Here is a 21,261-nt window from a genome sequence, read left to right as displayed (position 1 = left end):
GCACGGGGCCGGTTCGCGGAACCCACCCCGCCGGACGGGAGAACCACACCGGCGAGGGTGGGGTTTTCCCCCGGAAAAGACTGCGCTGAGCACCAGCGCGCCGGGGCCCGTCGTGACACCAGACTGAAGCGCGAGAGCGCGCCGTGTATCCGCCCGGCTCGCCGCAGGACCGACATAGGAGACTTACCGTGACAACGGCTATAACGACACCCAGGCACGGGGGCACTGGAGGACGTACGGCCGTGGCGGCACGGGCACGGCAGGTCGTGAAGGCGTACGGCTCCGGGGAGACCCGCGTCGTCGCACTCGACCACATCGACGTCGACATCGCCCGCGGTCAGTTCACCGCGATCATGGGCCCCTCGGGCTCCGGCAAGTCGACCCTGATGCACTGCCTCGCGGGTCTCGACACGGTCAGCAGCGGGCAGATCTACCTCGACGAGACCGAGATCACCGGCCTCAAGGACAAGAAGCTGACGCGGCTGCGCCGAGACCGGATCGGCTTCATCTTCCAGGCGTTCAACCTCCTCCCCACCCTGAACGCCATCGAGAACATCACGCTCCCCATGGACATCGCGGGCCGCAAGCCCGACCGCGCCTGGCTCGACCAGGTCGTGGAGACCGTGGGCCTGGCAGGGCGCCTCAAGCACCGCCCGACCGAACTCTCCGGCGGCCAGCAGCAGCGCGTCGCCGTGGCCCGCGCCCTCGCCTCGCGCCCCGAGATCATCTTCGGCGACGAGCCGACCGGAAACCTCGACTCCCGGGCGGGAGCGGAGGTGTTGGGCTTCCTGCGCCGCTCGGTCACCGACCTCGGCCAGACCATCGTGATGGTGACGCACGACCCGGTGGCCGCCTCGTACGCGGACCGCGTCCTGTACCTCGCCGACGGCCGGATCGTCGACGAGATGCACCACCCCACCGCCGACCAGGTCCTCGACCGCATGAAGTCTTTTGACGCGCGGGGTCGTACGTCATGACCGTCCTCAAGACCTCGATGCGCAACTTCTTCGCGCACAAGGGCCGCATGGCCCTCTCGGCCGTGGCCGTGATCCTGTCGGTGGCGTTCGTCTGCGGCACGCTCGTCTTCTCCGACACCATGAGCACCACCTTCGACAAGCTCTTCGCGGCGACCTCCGCCGACGTCACCGTCACCCCCAAGTCCGCCGAGGACCCGGGCGACACCCCGCGCAGCGGCAAGCCCGAGTCGATGCCCGCCTCCGTCGTCCAGCAGGCGAAGCAGGCCAAGGGCGTCAAGGCAGCCGAGGGCGCCGTCAGCAGCCAGAGCGTGACCGTCGTCAACGCGAAGAACAAGAACATGGGCCCCACCAACGGCGGCCCGACCATCGCGGGCAACTGGACGCACAACGACCTGCGTTCCATGGACATCACCTCCGGCCACGCCCCGCGCGGCCCCACCGAGGTGATGATCGACGCCGACACCGCCGACAAGCACGACCTGAAACTCGGCGACGAGCTCCGCACCATCACCGCCACCGGCGACCTCACCGCGAAGATCTCCGGCATCGCCACCTTCAAGGTGACCAACCCCGGCGCCGCGATCGTCTACTTCGACACCGCGACCTCGCAGCGCCAACTCCTCGGCGCAACCGGCAGGTTCACGCACGTCAACCTCACCGCCGCCGCGGGCGTCAGCGACACCCGGCTGAAGCAGAACGTCGCCGGGGTCTTCGACGCCGAGGCGGCCACGTACGACATCAAGACCCAGAAGGAGACCGCGGACGACAACCGCGAGTCCGTCGGCAGCTTCCTCGACGTCATGAAGTACGCGATGCTCGGCTTCGCCGGGATCGCCTTCCTCGTCGGCATCTTCCTCATCATCAACACCTTCTCGATGCTGGTCGCCCAGCGCACCCGCGAGATCGGCCTGATGCGCGCCATCGGCTCGAGCCGCAAGCAGGTCAACCGCTCCGTCCTCGTCGAGGCGCTGCTGCTCGGCGTGTTCGGCTCGGTCCTCGGTGTCGGCGCGGGCATCGGACTCGCCGTCGGCCTGATGAAGCTCATGTCCGGCATGGGCATGGAACTCTCCACCGGCGACCTCACCGTCAACTGGACGACGCCCGTGATCGGCACGGTCCTCGGCATCGTCGTCACCGTCCTCGCCGCCTACCTCCCCGCACGACGCGCCGGCAAGGTCTCGCCGATGGCCGCACTGCGCGACGCGGGCACCCCCGCCGACGGCAGGGCGAGCGCGCTGCGCGCCGTCATCGGACTCGTCCTCACCGGCGCGGGCGGCGCCGCCCTGTGGACCGCGTCGCAGGCCGACAAGGCCAAGGACGGCTCGCTCCTGCTCGGCGGCGGCGTCGTCCTCACCCTCATCGGCTTCGTCGTCATCGGCCCCGTGCTCGCCTCCGGCGTCGTCCGCGTCATCAGCGCGGTCCTGCTGCGGATGTTCGGCCCGGTCGGCCGGATGGCCGAGCGCAACGCGCTGCGCAACCCGCGCCGCACCGGCGCCACCGGCGCGGCCCTGATGATCGGCCTCGCGCTGGTCGCCTGCCTCTCCGTCGTCGGCTCCTCGATGGTCGCGTCGGCCACCGACGAGCTCGACAAGTCGGTCGGCGCGGACTTTATCGTCCAGCCCACGCAGCCCGGCATCGCCATCACGGAGAAGGCCGCGGAGGCCCTCGGCAAGGCCGACCACATCGCCCACGTCACCCGCTACAAGCAGATCAACGCGGACATGACCACGCCGTCGGGCAAGACCGTGGACGGCGTCGGCCTGAGCGCCGCCGACCCCTCCTACGCCACCGACCTGCGGCGCGAGACCACCGCGGGCAAGCTATCCGCCGCCTACGGCAAGAACGCCATGTCGGTCGGCGACGACTTCGCCAAGAAGCACGGCCTGAAGGTCGGCGACGAGCTGAGGATCGCCTTCGAGCACGGCAGGACGGCGAAGCTGAAGCTCGCGGCGATCACCGACGACGACACGTCCGTCGACCGCGGCTCGATGTACCTCAACATCACGACGATGGAGCAGTACGTCCCCGCGGACCGCATCCCGCAGAACGACATGATGTTCGCCTCGGCCACCAAGGGCCAGGAAGAGGCCGCGTACGCCTCCCTGAAGAAGTCCCTGGACGCCTACCCGCAGTACAAGGTGATGGACCAGACCGACTTCAAGCAGACCCTGAAGGACCAGGTCGGCCAGCTCCTGAACATGGTCTACGGCCTGCTCGGCCTCGCGATCATCGTCGCGATCCTCGGCGTCGTGAACACCCTGGCCCTCTCGGTGGTGGAACGCACCCGCGAGATCGGCCTCATGCGCGCCATCGGCCTCTCGCGCCGCCAGCTGCGCCGCATGATCCGCATGGAGTCCGTGGTCATCGCCCTCTTCGGCGCCCTGCTCGGCCTCGGCCTGGGCATGGGCTGGGGTGCGACGGCGCAGAAGCTCCTGGCGCTGGAGGGCCTGAAGGTCCTTGAGATCCCGTGGCCGACGATCATCGCGGTCTTCATCGGGTCGGCGTTCGTGGGCCTGTTCGCGGCACTGGTCCCGGCGTTCCGGGCGGGCCGGATGAACGTCCTGAACGCGATCGCCACCGAATAGCCATACCGACGGGGGAAATCGGGGGAATCGGGGGAACGGGGGAGCCGGCCCCGGCGGGCGCGTGCGATGCGCGCCCGCCGGGGCCGGCCGCCGTCATCGTTCCTTGCGGAGCAGCACGTACCCGTACGCGGTGTCCTCGGCCACGTACCGGGTGCCCGGATGCAGGCCGTTGGCGTACGCGACCGGGTCCTTCGTCCAGCCGGAGCGCACGTCGAGCGCGACGTACCGGGGTACGACGGGCTTGGCCGACCCGGTCCAGAAGACGCGGGCGCGGGAGGTCAGCCGGGTGATCGGCCCGATGTTCGCCTCGACGGTGGCGCCGTCCGGGATCCGGTCGAGCATCCTCTCGACGGCGACGACCTGCTCGCTCTTCTTGTACGTCGCCCCTTCGGTGAGGCCCGCGAGCGGCAGCGACGTGGTCAGAGCGAGCGCGGCCGCGGCGACGCACGCGGGGAGCAGGTCCGCGTACCGGCGCAGCCACGGCTTCGCACTGCTGCGTGCGCTGTCGACGGCGTCGACGAGGGCGAGCAGGACGACCGGCATCAGGACGGCGCTGTAGTGCCAGTCCGTGCCCCAGTAGTGGTCGTCGGCGGAGACGAACCGCCAGCCGAGCGTCGGCAGCGCGACCAGGAGCAGCGGTGAACGCAGGGCGAGGAGCCCGGAGGTGGGGATCAGCAGCCAGGCGAGGGTGCGCAGCTTCGTACCGACCCCGTCGAGGACCCCGGCGGCGCCGCCCCCGTCCCCGACCTTGTCCCAGTAGTCGTACGCGCCGACCGTGTTGAAGGCCGGAATGACCAGCGTGAGCGTGACGAGGGTGGCGACCGCGCCGAACGCGGCGACCCCGAGGGCGTACGGCAGCGCCTTGGGGTCCGTACGGCGGCACCGGATCGCCACGACCACGGCGAGCGCCGCGAGGGTCACCCCCAGGTCCTCCTTGACGAGGACCAGCGGCAGCGCCCAGAGCAGCGAGGCCCGCCACCGCTGCCGCAGCAGCGCTTCGAGGGAGAAGGCGATCAGTGGCACCGCGAAGCAGATCTCGTGGAAGTCGAAGTCGACGGCGCGCTGGATCCCCCACGACAGCCCGTACGCGACCCCGACCGCGAGCCCCGACGCCCGCCCCAGGATCCGGGTCGCCGCCCGGGTGACGGGCACGACGGAGACGGCGATCAGCAGCGCCTGCGCGACGAGCAGCATGATGGGGGAGGGGAAGACCCGGTAGGCGGGCGCGAGGAGGGCGGTGACGGGGCTGAAGTGGTCACCGAGGATGTTGGCGCCGGGCCCCTTGAGGTCGGCCACGGGCACGTTGAGGTGCGCGTACGCGCGCACGGCCTGCTCGAAGATCCCGAGGTCCCAGGACCGGCTCTCGAGCCGCCGGTACCGGCACACGGACACGACGGCGTAGGCGAGGAACAGCGCGGCGGCGAGCAGGTGCGGGGCGCGGTCCCAGAGCCGTCTCGTCCCGTCGCCGACGGGGACGGAGACACTCCGGTCCCGCCCGGGTATGAGCTCGTCGGCACGCTCCTGGACGGGGAGATCGATCTTGGCTCCGGGCATGGGGTGGCTTTGCTCTCCGGTGTGGTGGGTGTGGTGGCGTGTGGTCGCTGAGACGTCTGGGGGGTGGGTTGCCGTTCCAGGCCGAATTTCAGCCCCCCGAGGAAGTCGCCGTCGCCGAGTCGGTCGGCGGCGGTGAGGTCGACGGTGTCGTCGTCGCCGACAGCCCCGTCGGTGTACGCGTCGGCGAGGACGAGCCCGAGTCGGGCGACGGCGACCGATCGGTGAGGGACGACTCCGGCAGGGACGCCGACTTCGTCGGGCTCGGCGGCACGGCGGGCCCCGCCGGTTCACTCCCTCGGCCCAGCTGCACCGCGGCGAGCGCCGCCCCGCCCGAGACCAGGCACACGGCGAGCGCCGCCCCCGCCGCGTACGTCCGCCGCCGACGGCGGGCCCCGCGCGCGGACACCTGATGGGCCGGGACCGGCGACGCGGCCAGGCCACCGGACGCGGCCGCCCGCTTCAGCGCGGCGGCGAGGCTGTCGCTGTCGCCCGCCGGGGGCATGGGCTCGGTCACGGTGCTCCTCCGAGGTCGAGGTCCGACGTGGGCGCTTCGTCGAACGCGGCGTCGTCGAGATGCGGCGCGAGCGCCGCCCTGGCACGGGACAGATGGGACTTCACGGTCCCGGCCGCGATCCCGGTCTCCGCGGCGACCTGCCGCACGGAGAGGTCGCACACGTAGTGCAGGACGGCCACGCGCCGCTGCCGCTCGGACAGCTGCCGCAACGCGGCGACCAGCGCGACGGTCCCCGGATCCGGGGCGGGCGCGGCACCCGCCCGCTCCCCGTGGTGGCGCCGCCAGGCCTCCGCGGCCCGCCCGCGCCGCCGCCACCGGCTGACGGCGAGCCGCCAGGCGACGGTCCTGACCCACGCCTCGGGCCCGGCGTCCCGCTCAAGGCGGGCACGGCGCGCCCACGCCCGGACGAAGGCCTCCTGGACCACGTCCTGCGCCTCGTGGAGGTCCCCCGTCATCAGATAGACCTGTCCGACCAGCGATCTCACGGAGTGCGCGTAGAACGCCTCGAACTCCTCGTCGGTCAAGTGGTCTCCTGGTGCGTGCGGTGTTCTTGATGGCAGTACGCCTGGGAAGCGCGGCCGGTTTACACCCGGGGGGAAAGAATTCTCGGACGCCGGTTTCCGGACATTGTGCGGGAGGGCGCGGGGTGCGCCGCACCCTGGACCCGTCCCGACCGGGCCGCGCCGATCAGCGTGGAGTCGTACGCTGGAGACCCCCGGCCCGTACGACGTGCCGGGCGGTTCGCGTTGCCCACTCACTCCGGTCTGTTGTCCACTCACTCCGGTTATCTGGACGGAAAGTCTCCAATGAGCCTGCACGGTCTGCTCGACGCTGTCGTCAAGGACTCGGCACTCGCCGAAGCGGCCAAGGCCGCGACCGACGGCCACCGCATGCACGTCGACCTGGTCGGACCGCCCGCGGCCCGGCCCTTCGCGGTGGCGGCGCTGGCCCGCGAGTCCGGCCGCACCGTCCTGGCCGTGACGGCCACCGGCCGTGAGGCCGAGGACCTCGCCGCCGCGCTGCGGACGATCCTGCCGCCGGACGGCGTCGCGGAGTACCCGTCGTGGGAGACGCTGCCGCACGAGCGCCTCTCCCCGCGCTCGGATACGGTCGGCCGCCGCCTCGCGGTCCTGCGCCGCCTCGCGCACCCCAGCTCGGACGACCCGGAGACGGGCCCGGTCTCGGTGGTCGTCGCGCCGGTCCGTTCCGTCCTCCAGCCGCAGGTCAAGGGCCTCGGCGACCTGGAGCCCGTGGCGCTGCGCAGCGGGCAGACCACGGACCTCAACGCGATCGTGGAGGCCCTGGCGGCGGCCGCGTACTCGCGCGTGGAGCTGGTGGAGAAGCGCGGCGAGTTCGCCGTACGAGGCGGGATTCTCGACGTCTTCCCGCCCACCGAGGAGCACCCGCTGCGCGTGGAGTTCTGGGGCGACGACGTGGAGGAGATCCGCTACTTCAAGGTCGCCGACCAGCGCTCCCTGGAGGTCGCCGAGCACGGCCTGTGGGCGCCGCCCTGCCGTGAGCTGCTGCTCACCGACGAGGTGCGCGAGAAGGCGGCCGCCCTCGCCGAGCGGCACCCGGAGCTCGGCGAGCTGCTCGGGAAGATCGCCGAGGGCATCGCGGTGGAGGGCATGGAGTCCCTCGCGCCGGTCCTCGTGGACGACATGGAGCTGCTCGTCGACGTCCTGCCGAAGGGCTCGATGGCGGTGGTCTGCGACCCGGAGCGGGTGCGGACGCGCGCGGCGGACCTGGTGGCGACCTCGCAGGAGTTCCTCCAGGCGAGCTGGGCGGCGACGGCGGGCGGCGGCGAGGCGCCGATCGACGTGGACGCGGCGTCCCTGTGGGGCATCGCGGACGTCCGGGACCACGCCCGCGAGCTCGACATGATGTGGTGGTCGGTGAGCCCGTTCGCCGCCGACGAGGAGCTGGACGACGACACGCTCAAGCTGGGCATGCACGCCCCGGAGACGTACCGGGGCGACACGGCGAAGGCCCTCGCGGACACGAAGGGCTGGCTGGCGGAGGAGTGGCGCGTCGTCTACGTCACCGAGGGGCACGGACCCGCGGCCCGCACCGTCGAGGTCCTGGGCGGCGAGGGCATCGCGGCCCGCCTCGACGGCGACCTCGGGGAGCTGACGCCGTCGCTGGTGCACGTGTCCTGCGGTTCGATCGACTACGGCTTCGTGGACCCGGCCCTCAAGCTCGCGGTCCTCACCGAGACCGATCTGTCGGGCCAGAAGGCGGCGGGCAAGGACGGCCAGCGCATGCCGGCGCGCCGCCGCAAGACGATCGACCCGCTGACGCTGGAGTCCGGCGACTACATCGTCCACGAGCAGCACGGTGTGGGCCGCTACATCGAGATGGTGCAGCGTACGGTCCAGGGCGCGACGCGCGAGTACCTCGTGGTGGAGTACGCGCCCGCCAAGCGCGGCCAGCCCGGCGACCGGCTCTACATTCCCACGGACCAGCTGGAGCAGATCACCAAGTACGTGGGCGGCGAGGCACCGACCCTCCACCGCCTGGGCGGCGCCGACTGGACGAAGACGAAGGCGCGGGCGAAGAAGGCGGTCAAGGAGATCGCCGCGGACCTCATCAAGCTGTACTCGGCGCGCATGGCGGCGCCCGGCCACTCCTTCGCGCCCGACACGCCGTGGCAGCGCGAGCTGGAGGACGCGTTCCCGTACGTGGAGACGCCCGACCAGCTGACGACGATCGCCGAGGTCAAGGAGGACATGGAGAAGACGGTCCCGATGGACCGCCTGATCTGCGGCGACGTCGGCTACGGCAAGACGGAGATCGCGGTCCGCGCGGCGTTCAAGGCGGTCCAGGACGGCAAGCAGGTAGCGGTCCTCGTCCCCACGACTCTCCTGGTCCAGCAGCACTTCGGCACGTTCTCCGAGCGGTACTCCCAGTTCCCGGTCAGCGTGAAGGCGCTGAGCCGCTTCCAGACGGAGACGGAGTCGAAGGCGACCCTGGAGGGGCTGCGCGAGGGCTCGGTCGACATCGTCATCGGCACGCACCGCCTGTTCTCCTCGGAGACCAAGTTCAAGGACCTGGGCCTGGTCATCGTCGACGAGGAGCAGCGCTTCGGCGTCGAGCACAAGGAACAGCTGAAGAAGCTCCGTGCGAACGTCGACGTCCTGACGATGTCGGCCACCCCCATTCCCCGTACGCTCGAAATGGCCGTCACCGGCATCCGCGAGATGTCGACGATCACGACGCCGCCCGAGGAACGCCACCCGGTCCTGACCTTCGTCGGCCCGTACGAGGAGAAGCAGATCGGCGCGGCGGTCCGCCGTGAACTGCTCCGCGAGGGCCAGGTCTTCTACATCCACAACCGCGTCGAGTCGATCGACCGCGCGGCGGCCCGCCTCCGCGACATCGTCCCCGAGGCGCGCATCGCGACGGCCCACGGCCAGATGTCGGAACAGGCCCTGGAGCAGGTGGTCGTCGACTTCTGGGAGAAGAAGTTCGACGTGCTCGTCTCGACGACGATCGTCGAGTCGGGCATCGACATCTCCAACGCGAACACGCTGATCGTGGAGCGGGGCGACAACTTCGGCCTGTCCCAGCTCCACCAGCTGCGAGGCCGAGTGGGCCGAGGCCGCGAACGGGGTTACGCGTACTTCCTCTACCCCCCGGAGAAGCCCCTCACAGAAACCGCCCACGAGCGCCTCGCCACGATCGCCCAGCACACGGAGATGGGCGCGGGCATGTACGTGGCGATGAAGGACCTGGAGATCCGCGGCGCGGGCAACCTCCTGGGCGGCGAGCAGTCGGGCCACATCGCGGGCGTCGGCTTCGACCTGTACGTCCGCATGGTCGGCGAGGCGGTCGCGGACTACCGCGCGTCCCTGGAGGGCGGTGTCGAGGAGGAGCCGCCCCTGGAGGTCAAGATCGAGCTCCCGGTCGACGCGCACGTCCCCCACGACTACGCCCCCGGCGAGCGCCTCCGCCTCCAGGCCTACCGTGCCATCGCCTCCGCGAACACGGAGGACGACGTCAAGGCGGTACGCGAAGAACTCACCGACCGCTACGGCAAGCTCCCCGAACCGGTGGAGAACCTCCTCCTGGTAGCAGGTCTCCGCATGCTCTCCCGAGCCTGCGAGGTCGGCGAGATCGTCCTCCAGGGCAACAACATCCGCTTCGCCCCGGTGGACCTCCGCGAATCCCAGGAACTCCGCCTCAAGCGCCTCTACCCCGGCACGGTCATCAAGCTGACCGCGAACCAGATCCTGGTCCCGCGCCCGAAGACGGCGAAGGTAGGCGGCAAGCCGTTGGTCGGCCGGGAACTGCTGGGGTGGGTCGGGGAGTTCCTCACGTCGATCCTGGGGTCGTAGGGCGCGGAGCCGAGCCGTGTGGTCGCTCACCGGGTCGCGGACGTGCGCGACCCGGTGGACCGCGACCCGGTGGGGCCTGCCCCGTTACGAGTGACGAGTGCGTGGGCCGCGTTCACGCTGCCGTGCAGGCCGCCGCGATCGACAGGCTGTTCTCGTAGAGGTGGTGCCGGGTGATCCGGCCGTTCTCCACCGTGAGGCGCAGGGCGAAGGGGCCGCCGAAGGACTTGCCGGTGGCGCGCACGGTGCCCGAGAGGTGGCCGAACAGGACGGCGTCGGTGCCGTCCACCAGGAATGTGTCGAGCGTGGCGGCCGCGTCCTCCGGCACCGTGTGATCCGCCAGCTCCGCCGACTGGGCGGCGCACTCGGCGCCGGTGGAGCGGGGGCGGATCCATGGGACGACGGGGTTCTCGGCGAGCAGCCAGTCCACGTCGTCGGCGAACAGCTCCACCATCCGCCCGGTGTCCCCGGCGAGCCGGGCTTGGAGGAAGTCCTGGACGACGGAGCGGGTGTGGTCGGCGACGGTCTCGGCGGTCATGGGCTCTCCTCGGACAGGCTCGCTCGGCTGATGTGACCGATCCTGCCGGGGGAGAGGGGGACGGTCGATTACCGCTGAGGTAATCGTGTGATCGTCAGTCGTCGAACAGCTGGTCGTCCTTGTCGCGGCACAGGCCGTGGGCGACGCCCATGATGCGGGACGTCTGCACTTTGGTCGTACCCAGGCGGCGCGTGGACTTCTTGAACTGCTCGCCGATGGCCGCGCCCCGGACCGTGCACAGCGCGTCTCCCTCGGCGACGAGTGCGTCGTCGTCGATGCGGTCGAGGTCCGGGTAGTGCTTCCGAAGCGTCTTCAGGTACAGGGCCGCCGCCGGTCCCTTCAGACCGCGCCCCTTGGGCGTGGTGGAGGGTGTGGCGGGCGCGCTCGCCGACGGAGTACGCGACTTGTCGGACGCTTTGCTGTCGGACGCGCCGCACCCCGTGGTACCGAGGACGAGGACAGTGAGCAGCGGCAGGGTGAGCCACGGCAGACGCTTGAGCATGAATCTCCTGATAGGGAAGGAACAGGAGATATTCTCATGATCTTCGGGGAGGGGAGAGCGCAGTGACGTTCCAAGTCGTGGGTCTGCACCGGTTTCCGGTGAAGTCGATGCTCGGCGACGCGCACGACCGGCTGGACTTCGGCGCGGCCGGCGTCGTCGGCGACCGGCTGTGGGCCCTGCGGTACCCCGACGGCAAGCTGGCCAGCGGAAAGAACCACGAGCGGTTCCGCCGGACACCCGGGATGCTCGAACACCGGGCGGTCTACGACGGTGACGGCACCCCCGTCGTCCTCGCACCCGACGGCGCCGAGCTGCGCCCCGGCGACCCGCGCATCCCGGAACGTTTCGGCGAGGGCGTCCAGTTGCTCCGTGAGGAGGGGGACGACTTCCACAAGGACGTCTCCGCCGTCTCCCTCGTCGGCACCGCCTCGCTGCGCGCACTCGGCGACCTCCTCGGCGACCCCGGCCCCGTCGACGTACGACGCCTGCGCAAGAACATCGTCGTGGAGACCGACGAGCCGTGGATCGAGGAGGACTGGGTGGGCTGTGAGATCGCCCTCGGCGGGGGCGAGGGCCGCGAACCCTTGCTGCTGCGCGTCAGCAAGCGCGTGAAACGGTGCGTCATGGTGACCCAGGCCCAGCCCGGCCTCCCCGCGGACAACCGCGTCCTGAAGACCCTCACCACCGCCCGCGGCATGTGCATCGGCATCCACACGGACATCGTGGCGCCCGCCCCGCTGGCCCTCGGCGACACGGTGGTAGTCCGGTGAACCGACGACGCATCAACCGACGTACCGCTTCGGCGCTCCTCGCCCTCCTCACCGTGCCCGCGCTCCTCACCGGCTGCGAGACCGGCACCAAGGACAAGAAGGGGGAGGGCGGCGCCGCAGGCCCCGACGCCAAGGCGGGGTCCGCACTCGCCGCCGTCGACACGCTCACCGTCAAGGGCCGCGCCCCCAAGACCGGTTACGAGCGGAGCCGGTTCGGCACGGCGTGGGCCGACACGGACTCGAACCGCTGCCCGACCCGGGACGACATCCTGAAGCGGGACCTCAAGGACGTGACGTACCAGGGCGGCGACTGCCGGGTGGCGTCCGGGAAGCTCGCGCCCGACCCGTACACGGGGAAGGAAGTGACGTTCCGGCGCGGCCGCAGCCAAGTCGACATCGACCACCTCGTGGCGCTCTCCGACGCCTGGCAGAAGGGCGCGTTCCAGTGGGAGCCCGCCAAACGCATAGCGTTCGCCAACGACCCGCTGAACCTCCTCGCCGTCGACGCGGGCCCCAACCGCGGCAAGGGCGATGGCGACACGGCGACGTGGCTGCCCCCGAACAAGGGCTACCGCTGCACGTACGTGGCCGGGCAGGTCGCGGTGAAGAAGAAGTACGGGGTGTGGGTGACCGGCGCGGAACGCGACGCCATGAGGAAGGTCCTCACGACGTGCCCGACCGAGAAACTCCCATCGGGCACGGCCCCGACAGAGGCCCCGCCCCGCTTCCACGCCCGCTGACCCCAAGCCCAACCATGCGTCCGCCGTCCGCCGCCTGCCGTCAGGCGGTTGCGTCCTCGATGGCTTCAAAAATGTCCGCGTCGGTCTGCTGCTGCCACTCGGGGAGGTCGGGCCAGTCGGCCACGTAACCCGGCTTCGGGTCCTCGAAGTGCTTGAACATCTGCGCCGTCCAGGCCGTCGCCACGAACCGGCTCTTCTGCTCACGGTTCAGACGCGAGGCGTGGCCTCCGCTGAGTTCGAGGAACTGCCGCACCTGCTCGTACACCGCCCCCGCGGCCTGCCGCTCCCACTCCGGCGTTTCTTCCCAGGGGGTCACGTAGCCCGGCTTCGGCTCACCCGGAAAGTGCTTCCGCACGCCCGCGATCCATGATGCGCGGAACAGACGGGCACCCTCGGTCTGCGACATGGCATCCCCTCTCGTCACGTCGTGCCATATGCGGCGATCTCGCCCTGTAGCCCCCGGAGTCTATGGGTGACGTACCCGTACGGAGGGCTGCGGCCCGGCTCCCATGGGCCCGCGGACAATAACCGCTACCGCCCGCCGCGCGGACCCCGTACCGTCCCGACCCATGAACCTCAAGATCACGACTCTCGTCGAGCGACCGGAGCTCACGGACCCGCTGTGGAACATGGCCGAGGACTGGCCGGAGTTCATCCTCCACGACCCCGTCGGGTGGTCGCTGATCGGGCGGATCGTCAAGGATCTGCCGGAGTACGTCCTGGTCGCCACCGACGAGGACGCCGGTGGCAAGGTCGTCGCCCGGGCCTTCAGCGTGCCGTTCGCGCTGCGCGCCCGCGGTGCCGGTGAACTGCCCGACGGAGGCTGGGACCAGGTCCTGCTGTGGGCCTTCTCCGACCTGCGCCACGGCAAGGAGGCCGACACCGTGAGCGCCATCGAGATAACCGTCGACGAGACGGCTCGGGGCAGGGGTCTTTCCGGGCGGATGCTCGACGCGATGCGGGACAACGCCCGTGCGCACGGCTTCACCGAGGTCGTCGCCCCCGTGCGGCCCAACGCCAAGCACCTCGAACCGGACGCGCAGATCGACGAGTACGCGTACCGCACCCGCGAGGACGGCCTGCCGCACGACCCGTGGCTGCGCGTGCACGTGCGGGCAGGCGGCGTCATAGAGAAGGTCGCGCACGCCTCCATGACCGTGTCCGGGTCGACCGCGCAGTGGCGCGAGTGGACCGGGCTGCCGTTCGACACGGAGGGGCCGGTCGAGGTGCCGGGGGCGCTGGTACCCGTGCACTGTGAAGCGGAGCGCGGGTACGGCGTGTACGTCGAGCCGAACGTGTGGGTGCGGCACACGGTCTGAGGCCCGACGGGCCCGTCACGCGCCCAGCTTGTCCAGGTCGATGACCTTCCCCGCCGGAGGCGTCGTCTTCACCGGCTTGTCGTACTCGCTGAAGGTGAGGTGCTCCGGCGCGGTCTTCTCAGCCCCCGCAGACTTCGTTGCCTCCGCGTCGATGATCTTCAGCAAGTACGGCTTGCCCTCGGTGGCGACGTAGATCGTGTACTTCTCCTCCGCGTCGTGCGCGTCGATCTTGATCGCGGGGGTGCCGTCGAGCTCCGTCGTCGTGCCCCTGCGGGCGTTCGAGTTGATCTCGCCCTCGAACTCCTTGAGCAGGTCGTCGAGGTCGCACATGCCCGCGATGTCCTTCGCGTCGGCGCCCGACGCCTTCGTCTTCGACCAGCGGTCGGCGAGCATCTCGACCGCCGCCGCCGTCTGGTCCTCCGGCTCGCCCTTGCTCTGCGAGCGCAGGAACTTCTCGTCGTACTTCATGTAGACCGTGCCGTTGCCGGGGACGATCAGGTCGAACGAACCCTCGTCGGCCATCGACATGGTGCCCGCGCACTTGCCCGAGGTGTCGAGGGCCAGGTCCATCTTCATGCGGCCGGTCTCGTCGTCGTCGATGTCGCCCGCGAGCCGGAGCGACGTGGCGCCCTTCGTCGCTTCGACGGCCTTGTCGACGATCTCGGTGCCGCTCATGCCCTCGAAGGGCTCCTTCGGCTTGCCGGACTCGGACGCCTTGCCCGACTCCGTGCCGCAGGCCGTGAGGCCGACGGTCGCGGCGACGACGGCGGCCGCGACGGCGGCGGTGCGGCGCAGGTGGTGACGGCGGTGACGGCGGTGACGCATGGAAATCCCCCCAGGGAACTCGTTCGGTGGTGAACATCAGACCAGGTGCGTGTGAACCGAGTCAACACGAGGAATCGTGGATCATGGGTTAACGGGCGTGAAACGGTCCGTGCGCCCGTTCGCTGGGTATGCTCGACGCCGCGCGACTGACCCCGCGCGTTCGAGGGGAGCCACCAGATGACGCCGCGGAACGACACGACCGAGGTCACCGCCGCCGGAATCGCCCGTCTCGCGGGAGTCGGCCGGGCGGCCGTCAGCAACTGGCGCCGCAGGCATGGCGACTTCCCCAAACCGGTCGGCGGCACCGAGACCAGCCCCTCCTTCGCGCTCGCCCAGGTCGAACACTGGCTGCGCGCCCAGGGCAAACTCGTCGAGGTCCCCCTCCGCGAACGTGTCTGGCAGCAGCTCGCGGGGCACCCCGCGGGACCCGTCACCGCCCTCCTGCACACCGGCTGCGCCCTGCTCCTGCTCCGCGACAGGCCCACCGACTGGCTCGCCGTGAGCGCCGTCTCCGACGAGCGGATGGCGCAGCTCCTGCCGGACGCGCTCGACGAGACGGTCGCGATGCGGTTCGGTGTGCGGCGGCGGCGTGCCGTCCGGGTTCCGACGGCCGCCGAACTCCTGCCGTCCGTCCCGCTGCTGCGCGGCGCCGCCGAGCTCGCGTCCGAGCTGGGCGCCAAGCAGACGTACGAGTTCCTGCTCGGTCGGCAGACCGACGCCAACCCCCGCCAGTACACGCTCACTCCGACGGGCCCCGCCGAGCTGATGGCACGGATCGCCGGGAGCGCGGCAGCCGCCGGGAGTGCCGCCGGCACCGGCCCCGCCCGCACCGTCCTCGACCCCGCCTGCGGCACCGGCGCCCTGCTGCGCGCCGTACCGCCGCGCCCCGACCAGTACCTGTACGGCCAGGACAGCTCCCCGGAGCTCGCCGCGCTCACCGCGCTGCGCCTGGCCCTGCACTCCGACGCGACCGTGCGCACCATGGCCGCCGACACCCTGCGCGCCGACGCCTACGACGACCGCAAGGCCGAGGCCGTGCTCTGCCACCCGCCGTTCAACGAACGCAACTGGGGCCACGACGAACTGGCCTACGACCCCCGCTGGGAGTACGGCTTCCCCGCCCGCTCCGAGTCCGAACTCGCCTGGGTGCAGCACGCGTTGGCCCGACTCGTCGACGGCGGCACCGCCGTCCTCCTGATGCCGCCCGCCGCCGCGTCCCGCCGCTCGGGGCGCCGTATCCGCGCCGACCTGCTGCGCCGCGGCGCCCTGCGCGCCGTCATCGCCCTGCCCGCCGGGGCCGCACCCCCGTACAACCTGCCCCTGCACATCTGGGTCCTGCGCAAGCCGGGTCCGGCGGCGCGGCCAGCGCCCGAGCTGCTGCTCGTGGAGGCGGGCGGTGTCCTGGCCGCCGACGGGCGCGACAAGCAGCTGTGGCCCGCCGTGCAGGACGCCGTGCTCGACGCCTGGGAGCACGTCGAACGGCACGGCACGCTCGACGAGCGGCCCGGCACCGCCCGCAGCGTCCCGGTGCTCGAACTCCTCGGCGACGAGGTCGACCTGGCGCCCGCACGCCACCTGCCGCCGCCCACCGCGGCCGGGGACGGCACGGAGCTCCTGACCGTCCGGTACGGGCTGGGCGAGGCGCTGCGCAGGGCCGCCGACCTCGCGCCCCCGCCGGACGACCTCACCCCGGCCGGGACCGAAGGCATCCCCAGGCCGCCCCTCACCACCGTCGGCGAACTGGCCCGCGCCGGCGCCCTCACCCTGCACACCGGCACCGGCGAAGGCCCCGGCGGCACGCCCGTCCTCACCGACCACGACGTACTGACGGGCGCCGCGCCCTCGGGCACCGCCCACGAAGGCGTCAACAGTTCGGACGACGTCGAGTCCGTGCGTACCGCCCCCGGCGACGTCGTCGTCCCCGTGTTCGGCGGCGGCACCGCCGCCCGCGTGATCGACGAGGCCACCGCGGGCGCCGCCCTCGGCCGCGGCCTCGCCCTGCTGCGCCCGGACCCCGCCGCGCTCGACCCGTGGTTCCTCGCCGGGTTCCTGCGCGGCACCGCCAACCACCGCCAGGCCAGCAGCTACGCGTCGACGTCCGCCCGGCTCGACGTCCGCCGCCTCCAGCTGCCCCGCCTCCCGCTCGCCGGACAGCGCGGGTACAGCGAGCGGTTCCGCCGCCTCGCCGCGTTCGAGGACACCGTGCGCCACGCGGCCCTGCTCGGCGACCGCCTGGTGCGCGGCATGCACGACGGACTGACGGAGGGAACCCTTCCGCACGGGGGCGCGTGACCAGTACGACAACGGTTCGGTACAACCCGGGACCCGTCGTCGCGGTCGGCCTATACGCTCGAACCCTCACCCGTTCGTTCAACAGGCAACAGGAGCAGCCATGCACGGCCACGGCTATGCGCCGCAGCACCCGCACCCCCCTTCCAGGGGGACGCATGTGACGCTGCGCGTGATGTTCGTGGTGCTCACGGTGCTCACGTGCGGCCTGCTGGCGTGGGCCGCGATGCTGCGGCTCGCCCTCGTGACGCGCAAGGCCCACAACTGGGCCCTCTTCGGCGTCGTGACGGCGCTCGACGTCCTGGCCATCGCCCTCGTCGGCGCCGACCCGGGGGAGGACGAGTTCCAGGGCCCGGGCAGCGCGGGCATGGTGGTCATGCTCTGCACGATGGTGGCCGCCGTCGCCTATTACCTGTACGGGGACATCCGCCACTTCAGCCCGTACCGCCGACCGCAGCCGTCTCACCAGCCCCAGCCGCAGCCGTCTCACCAGCCCCAGCCGCAGCCGTCTCAACAGCCCCAGCCGCAGCAGTACACGGGGTACGTACCTCAGCAGCCGCAGGCCTCGTACGGCTACCCGCAGCAGACCGCCCCCGCACCCGCTCCGGGCCCGATCCACCTCCAGCCCACCCAGCTCGGCCACCAACTCGGCCACCAGCTCGGTCACACCCCGCCGCCGCACGCCCCGGCCCCCGCACCCGCGCGCCCCGCCCCCGTCCGCATCGACCAGGTCCGTGCCGAGCTCGACGAGCTGAGCGACTACCTGCGCAAGCAGGAAGGCGGCAACTGACCGTGCGCGTCGTCGCGGGGCGCTACGAACTCTCCACCCTCATCGGCCAGGGCGGCATGGGCCAGGTCTGGACGGCGTACGACCAGCGCCTGGACCGCCGCGTCGCCGTGAAGCTGCTCCGCCCCGACCGGGTCGCGGGCGCCGAGGCCGAGGAGCTGCGCCGCCGGTTCGTGCGCGAGTGCCGCGTCACCGCGCAGGTCGACCACCCGGGCCTGGTCACCGTGCACGACGCGGGCAGCGAGGGCGAGGACCTCTACCTCGTCATGCAGTACGTCGACGGCGCGGACCTCGGCGACCACCTCGCCGAGCACGACCCCTACCCCTGGCAGTGGGCCGTCGCGATCGCCGCCCAGCTGTGTGCCGTGCTCTCCGCCGTCCACGCCGTACCGATCGTGCACCGCGACCTCAAGCCGCGGAACGTCATGGTCAAGCAGGACGGCACCGTCAGCATCCTCGACCTCGGCATCGCCTCCGTGATGGACACGGACACCACCCGCCTCACCCACACCGGCTCCCCGATCGGCAGCCCCGCCTACATGGCGCCGGAACAGGCGATGGGCGGAGCCGTCGGCCCGTACACCGACCTGTACGCACTCGGCGTGCTCCTGCACGAACTCCTCAGCGGCGACGTCCCGTTCTCCGGCTCCACCGCGCTCGGCGTCCTCCACCGCCACCTCTACGAACCGCCGCTGCCGGTCCGCCGCCTGCGCCCCGAAGTGCCGGAGGCCCTGGAGGCCCTCGTCCTGCGGCTGCTCGCCAAGGACCCCCAGCACCGCCACGGCAGCGCCCAGGAGGTCTACGAGGAACTGGCGCCGCTGCTTCCCGCCCGCGGCATCCCCTCCGGCCGCCCGCTCGACCCCACCCGCCCCTTCCTGCGCCCGCACGCGCCGTGGCCGGACCGGGCCGCGACGCCCGCCGCCGCCCCCGACATGCCGTCCCGGCCGCCGGGCGCCGCGCCCCAGCAGGACGTCGCCCGCGCCGTCGACGACGTCAAGCGGCTCCTCGGCGAGGGCCGCATCACCCAGGCCGTCGACATCCTCGGCGCGATCCTCCCGGCCGCCGCCGCCAAGCACGGCGAGCACTCACCCGTCGTCCGCACCCTGCGCAAGCAGTACGCGGCGACGCTCATGGACGACGGCCAGTACCGCCGCGCCCTGCCCGAGCTGCGCCGCCTCGCCGACGAGCGTGCCGCCGAGTCCGGGCAGGCGGACCCGCACTCGCTCCAGTTCCGGTACGAGGCCGCGCAGTGCCTGGAGCAGCTCGGCGAACCGGCGGCCGCGCTCGCCGAGTACCGCTCGCTGCTCCCCTACTACGAGAACCAGTACGCGACGGACGACCGCCGCCAGTCCCTGGAGATCCGCCGCCGCATCGGCCACCTGCTCCTCGCCCTCGGCGACCGGACCGCCGCCCACGACACGCTCGCGCGGCTGCTGCACGACGCGGAGGTGCTGCACGGGCCCGGGCATCCGTTCCCCGCGGAGATCATGCGGACCCTGCAGTGGCTCGGACAAGTGCGCGGCTGACGCCCGTACGGCTGGGTGGTGCCTGCGGGAGGGTGCCCCAACTCCCGGGAAGTCGTTGGTCGAATAGGTGTCGAATGGCTGGCCGATAAGCCGGTCACTCCCTAACATCGATCACCGCAAGACTTTGTGCACCGCCGCACAATCTCCTCGGGAGGCTTCCTTGCACCGCCGTCGTCGTACAGCGCTCATCCTCTCCGCGGCCGCGATCGCCGCGGCTCCTCTGCTGACCGCTTGCGGCAGCGACGCGCACCCAGGCGCCGCCGCCGTCGTCGGCGACGACCGCATCACGGTCGCGCAGCTGGAGGGCCGGGTGAACGAGGTGCGGGACGCGCAGCGTTCGGCCATCCCCGACGACGCGCAGTACGCGCAGGCCATCGCCAAGTCCGGCGGCCTCACCCGCGCCACGCTCCACACGATGGTCCTGGACAAGGTCCTGCACCGCGCGGCCACCGACGCCGGGGTGAGCGTCACGCGCCGCGACATCCAGACCATGCGCCAGGGCATGGAGCAGCAGTCGGGCGGCAGGAAGGCGCTGGAGGAGGGCTGGCTGCAGCAGTACAACGTCGCCCCGGCCCGCCTCGACGACAGCCTGCGCACGGAGATCGAGGCACAGAAGCTCTCGACGAAGCTGGGCGCGGACATGAACTCGCCGGAGGGCCAGGCGGTCTTCTGGAAGGCGCTGTCGGCCGCGTCGAAGAAGCTCGACATCGACCTGAACCCGCGGTACGGCACGTGGGACGTCGACAAGAACAAGCGCATGGACGCGAAGACGCCGTGGGTGCGGCAGGTCACGCAGGCGGAAACGGGTTCGGGGACGCCGGAACAGCCGGTGTAGGACCGGAACAACCGGCGTAGGACCGGAACAGCCGGTGTAAGAGGGGACAGCCGACGTAAGAACCCGCGCCCCGGCTGGGTTACGTTCGACAGGTGAACCAGACCGAGCCCCAGCCCCCGGCCGACTCCTCCGACGCGTCCGTCGGCCGCGTCATCCTGCTCACCACGAGCCACCGGGTGGCGCCCGGCCTGCTCTCCTGGCCCGCCTGGCAGGCGCTGCACGCCGCGGACGAGGTGCTGTGCGCCGACGCGACGCATCCGCAGCTGCCGTACCTGCGGGAGGCGGGCGTACGGGTCGATCAGGCGGCGCCCACCGCGCAGGAGCTGGTCGAGGCGTGCGCGGGCGGCCGCACGGTCCTGGTCGTCGCCACGGCCGAGGGCGACCGCGCGCTGACGGACGGCCTGGCCCGGCTCGCGGGCACGGGCCGGGTCGCCATGCCGGACCTGGAGCTCCTCCCCGCCTCGTACGACCTGCCGGGCGCGCGCCTGCTGGACCTGGTCCAGGTCATGGACCGCATCCGCGCCGAATGCCCGTGGTCCTCCCAGCAGACCCACAAGGGCCTCGCCAAGTACGCGATCGAGGAGGCCTACGAACTGGTCGAGGCGATCGAGGACGGCGACAGGGCGGAACTCCGCGAGGAGCTGGGCGATGTCCTGCTCCAGGTCGTCTTCCACGCCCGGATCGCGCAGGACGCGCCCGGTGACTCGGACGACGACGATGAGGCCGACGATGCCCCGTTCTCCATCGACGACGTAGCGGCGGGCATCGTGGAGAAACTGATCCACCGCCACCCCCACGTCTTCGGCGACGACTCGGCGCAGACCCCCGAGGACGTACGCGCACACTGGCTCCGCACGAAGGCGGAAGAGAAACGCCGCACGTCACTGACGGAGGGCATCCCCCTGGGCCAGCCGTCCCTGGCCCTGGCGGCGAAGCTCGCCTCGCGCGTACGAACGGCGTCCCTGGAGGTTCCGCTCCCCCCGGGGGAGGGCGTCGGCTACGAACTCCTGACGTTGGCGCTGCGGGCGGAGTCGGAGGGGGTGGACCCGGAGGCAGCACTGAGGGCAGCGGCGCGGGCGTACAGGGACGCGATCCTGACGGCGGAGGCCCGCTAGGGACGCGGTCCCGGCGGCGCAGGTCGCCCAGGGACGCGGGGCTGTATCGAT

General features: G+C 71.6%; 18 protein-coding genes. 12 read left to right on the top strand and 6 right to left on the bottom strand.

Going from position 1 to position 21,261, the window contains the following annotated elements:
- Positions 1–188 precede the first annotated feature (188 nt).
- Both NOO62_RS16665 and NOO62_RS16660 read left to right on the top strand, forming a co-directional pair.
- Positions 189–977, top strand: coding sequence for an ABC transporter ATP-binding protein (locus tag NOO62_RS16665; protein ID WP_268771672.1), 789 nt, complete (start codon positions 189–191; stop codon positions 975–977).
- A complete protein-coding gene (locus NOO62_RS16660) occupies positions 974–3,562 on the top strand; it encodes an ABC transporter permease (RefSeq protein WP_268771671.1) in 2,589 nt (862 codons plus the stop codon). The genes NOO62_RS16665 and NOO62_RS16660 overlap by 4 nt, the downstream gene beginning before the upstream one ends.
- 93 nt (positions 3,563–3,655) lie before the next feature.
- Here the strand turns inward: NOO62_RS16660 and NOO62_RS16655 are convergent, their stop codons facing one another.
- On the bottom strand, positions 3,656–5,116 hold the full coding sequence (locus tag NOO62_RS16655) for a DUF2079 domain-containing protein (RefSeq protein ID WP_268771670.1): 1,461 nt from the start codon (positions 5,114–5,116) through the stop codon (positions 3,656–3,658).
- Positions 5,117–5,184: 68 nt separating this feature from the next.
- Here NOO62_RS16655 and NOO62_RS16650 point away from each other — a divergent pair, with 68 nt between their 5' ends.
- Positions 5,185–5,526, top strand: coding sequence for a hypothetical protein (locus NOO62_RS16650; protein ID WP_268771669.1), 342 nt, complete (start codon positions 5,185–5,187; stop codon positions 5,524–5,526).
- A 100-nt stretch (positions 5,527–5,626) separates the two neighbouring features.
- Here the strand turns inward: NOO62_RS16650 and NOO62_RS16645 are convergent, their stop codons facing one another.
- Entirely contained in the window at positions 5,627–6,154 is a 528-nt protein-coding gene (locus NOO62_RS16645) for a SigE family RNA polymerase sigma factor (protein WP_268771668.1), read from the bottom strand.
- Between the two features lie 282 nt (positions 6,155–6,436).
- On the opposite strand from NOO62_RS16645, the gene mfd reads away from it, so the two are divergent.
- Complete coding sequence (mfd, locus tag NOO62_RS16640; RefSeq protein ID WP_268771667.1) at positions 6,437–9,967, top strand: transcription-repair coupling factor; 3,531 nt, start codon at positions 6,437–6,439, stop codon at positions 9,965–9,967.
- A gap of 112 nt (positions 9,968–10,079) precedes the next feature.
- On the opposite strand, the gene NOO62_RS16635 is transcribed toward mfd, so the two are convergent.
- Both NOO62_RS16635 and NOO62_RS16630 read right to left on the bottom strand, forming a co-directional pair.
- Positions 10,080–10,502 carry a nuclear transport factor 2 family protein gene (locus tag NOO62_RS16635; RefSeq protein WP_268771666.1) on the bottom strand — a complete coding sequence of 141 codons (423 nt, stop codon included), beginning with the start codon at positions 10,500–10,502 and terminating at the stop codon, positions 10,080–10,082.
- A 94-nt stretch (positions 10,503–10,596) separates the two neighbouring features.
- Positions 10,597–11,004, bottom strand: coding sequence for a hypothetical protein (locus tag NOO62_RS16630; RefSeq protein ID WP_268771665.1), 408 nt, complete (start codon positions 11,002–11,004; stop codon positions 10,597–10,599).
- Between the two features lie 62 nt (positions 11,005–11,066).
- Here NOO62_RS16630 and NOO62_RS16625 point away from each other — a divergent pair, with 62 nt between their 5' ends.
- Both NOO62_RS16625 and NOO62_RS16620 read left to right on the top strand, forming a co-directional pair.
- Positions 11,067–11,774: an MOSC domain-containing protein gene (locus NOO62_RS16625; RefSeq protein WP_268771664.1), complete on the top strand. Its 708-nt coding sequence runs from the start codon at positions 11,067–11,069 to the stop codon at positions 11,772–11,774.
- A complete protein-coding gene (locus NOO62_RS16620) occupies positions 11,771–12,514 on the top strand; it encodes an HNH endonuclease family protein (RefSeq protein ID WP_268771663.1) in 744 nt (247 codons plus the stop codon). The genes NOO62_RS16625 and NOO62_RS16620 overlap by 4 nt, the downstream gene beginning before the upstream one ends.
- 40 nt (positions 12,515–12,554) lie before the next feature.
- Here the strand turns inward: NOO62_RS16620 and NOO62_RS16615 are convergent, their stop codons facing one another.
- Positions 12,555–12,920, bottom strand: a complete 366-nt coding sequence (locus NOO62_RS16615) for a hypothetical protein (RefSeq protein WP_268771662.1) — start codon at positions 12,918–12,920, stop codon at positions 12,555–12,557.
- Between the two features lie 163 nt (positions 12,921–13,083).
- Between NOO62_RS16615 and NOO62_RS16610 the strand changes: the two genes are divergently transcribed.
- On the top strand, positions 13,084–13,833 hold the full coding sequence (locus NOO62_RS16610; RefSeq protein ID WP_268771661.1) for an N-acetyltransferase: 750 nt from the start codon (positions 13,084–13,086) through the stop codon (positions 13,831–13,833).
- Positions 13,834–13,848: 15 nt separating this feature from the next.
- On the opposite strand, the gene NOO62_RS16605 is transcribed toward NOO62_RS16610, so the two are convergent.
- Positions 13,849–14,658, bottom strand: coding sequence for a hypothetical protein (locus NOO62_RS16605; RefSeq protein WP_268771660.1), 810 nt, complete (start codon positions 14,656–14,658; stop codon positions 13,849–13,851).
- A gap of 177 nt (positions 14,659–14,835) precedes the next feature.
- On the opposite strand from NOO62_RS16605, the gene NOO62_RS16600 reads away from it, so the two are divergent.
- The 5 genes from NOO62_RS16600 (at position 14,836) to NOO62_RS16580 (ending at position 21,210) form a co-directional block, all read left to right on the top strand.
- Positions 14,836–16,950: an N-6 DNA methylase gene (locus NOO62_RS16600; RefSeq protein WP_268771659.1), complete on the top strand. Its 2,115-nt coding sequence runs from the start codon at positions 14,836–14,838 to the stop codon at positions 16,948–16,950.
- 157 nt (positions 16,951–17,107) lie between these two features.
- Positions 17,108–17,737, top strand: coding sequence for a hypothetical protein (locus NOO62_RS16595; RefSeq protein ID WP_268771658.1), 630 nt, complete (start codon positions 17,108–17,110; stop codon positions 17,735–17,737).
- Entirely contained in the window at positions 17,734–19,260 is a 1,527-nt protein-coding gene (locus NOO62_RS16590) for a serine/threonine-protein kinase (protein ID WP_268775649.1), read from the top strand. The genes NOO62_RS16595 and NOO62_RS16590 overlap by 4 nt, the downstream gene beginning before the upstream one ends.
- A gap of 160 nt (positions 19,261–19,420) precedes the next feature.
- Positions 19,421–20,095 (top strand): SurA N-terminal domain-containing protein, encoded by a 675-nt coding sequence (locus tag NOO62_RS16585; RefSeq protein ID WP_268771657.1) that lies wholly within the window; start codon positions 19,421–19,423, stop codon positions 20,093–20,095.
- A 92-nt stretch (positions 20,096–20,187) separates the two neighbouring features.
- On the top strand, positions 20,188–21,210 hold the full coding sequence (locus tag NOO62_RS16580) for a nucleoside triphosphate pyrophosphohydrolase (protein WP_268771656.1): 1,023 nt from the start codon (positions 20,188–20,190) through the stop codon (positions 21,208–21,210).
- Positions 21,211–21,261 lie beyond the last annotated feature (51 nt).

The organism is Streptomyces sp. Je 1-369 (genome assembly GCF_026810505.1).
GTDB lineage: Bacteria > Actinomycetota > Actinomycetes > Streptomycetales > Streptomycetaceae > Streptomyces.
This window is presented reverse-complemented; position numbering and strand designations above follow the sequence as displayed.